The organism is Lysobacter xanthus, assembly GCF_047159895.1.
In genome coordinates this window covers 1-1,567 of record NZ_BAAGAB020000150.1, presented here as the reverse complement: position 1 = coordinate 1,567, position 1,567 = coordinate 1, and the positions used below count along the sequence as shown (strand labels likewise).

Genomic DNA, 1,567 nt, shown 5'->3' with positions numbered 1-1,567 from the left:
ATGATCGGCTGGGACGTCTCGGACTCGGCGCGGCGGATGCGCGAACCGGTCACTTCGACGCGGCCCAGCTCCTGGGTGTTGGTCGTGCCCGCGGCCGGGGTGGCGTCCTGCGCGAACGCAGAACCCGTACCCGCAACGGCGCCCACGGCGAGCGCGAAGGTGATCGCGTCGCGGAGCTTGGTGGTCTTAAAGGTCATCTCTCTCTCCAAGTGAGGCTTGGTATTTCCCATGGGAGACCTGGCGACGCCGGAGGGTCGGCCGGGAGGCGAGGTCCGGGCCGATGGTAATCCGGACGGTCAGGAAATTAAAGGGTCGTTAATTTCCCCGACCAGATCCCGGCCGGGCGGGGCTTCCAGCGGTCGCTTTGCGAGGGAGGGCAGGGGTCGCCCCTCGTCCTGGCATGGCGAACGGGCAAAAAAAACCACGGCCCCGTTCGGGGCCGTGGCGGGTGTCGCGATGGAGCGCCGGATCAGAACTTCTGGTTGTACGACATGTACAGGAAGCGGCCCGGGACTTCGTACTGCGGATCGAACGAGTTGGCGAAGGCGGTGAACGCGGTCGGCGGGTTCTTGTCGAGCACGTTGTTCACGCCCAGCGTGACCTTCGCGTTCCACGGCGCCTTCCAGTACACCGACAGGTCGTTGTAGACCGTGCCGCCGATCGTGTTCTTCGAACCGGCCTGCACCACGCCGCTCGAATTGACCGTCGCGTCGTTGCAGAGCTGGCCGAAGCCGTAGTCGTTCAGGCCACCGATGAAGCGGCACGGCTCGGTCTGGCGCGAGTAGTAACGCGTGAACAGGCTCGCACCGAAATCGCCCTTCTCCCAGCGCGTCATCAGGTTGCCGCGGATGCGCCAGTTGTTGTTGCGATCGAAGTACTGGCCGACCACGCTGTTGCCGTCGGCCGTGTCGATGTCGCCGTCGCCATCGTTGTCGGACTCGTTGAGCGACGTGTAGGTCGCATCCAGCGAGAAGGACAGCTTGCCCCAGCTCTGCTCCGGCAGGCGGTAGTTCGCCGTCAGGTCCCAGCCCTCGACGTTCGTCGCGCCGATGTTGACGCCGCTCGCCAGCAGGTTGTTGATCGAACCACCCGCATTGCGGCTGTACTGGTTGCAGAACGCGGAGATGCCTTCCAGCACGCACTGGTTGAGGATGAACTGGCCCGAGAAGCGCGTGACCGTGTTGCGCAGCTCGATGCGCCACCAGTCGAGCGAGACGTCGAACTGGCCCGGGACGAACTTCGGGCTCCACACGACGCCGAGCGTCTTGGTGGTCGAGGTCTCCGGCCCCAGGTTCGGGTTGCCGCCGATGCTGATGCGGATCTGCGAGTTGCCCTGGTCGTAACCGCCGGCCGGCACGCCCTGCGCGGTGCAGCGCGCGCGCTGATCCGGGGTGAGCGTGGCGTAGCGGCCGCCGAACGTGTTGGAGCACGGATCGGTGATCGCTGGGAACGAGTCGGCCACGCCGCGGTACAGCTCGAGGATCGACGGTGCGCGGAAGCCTTCGGCCCAGTTGCCGCGGACCATCAGGTCGTCGATCGGACGCCACTTGAAGCCGAACGCCGAGTT

2 protein-coding genes are annotated in these 1,567 nt (G+C 65.9%); both read right to left on the bottom strand.

Annotation, left to right across the window (positions count from 1 at the left end; all coding sequences use genetic code 11):
- Positions 1 to 197, bottom strand: a 197-nt coding sequence (locus ACY35P_RS15595; RefSeq protein ID WP_462116751.1) for a hypothetical protein, incomplete at its 3' end; no start/stop codon positions are given.
- A gap of 272 nt (positions 198 to 469) precedes the next feature.
- The coding region (locus ACY35P_RS15590; protein ID WP_462116750.1) for a TonB-dependent receptor domain-containing protein at positions 470 to 1,567 on the bottom strand (1,098 nt) is incomplete at its 5' end.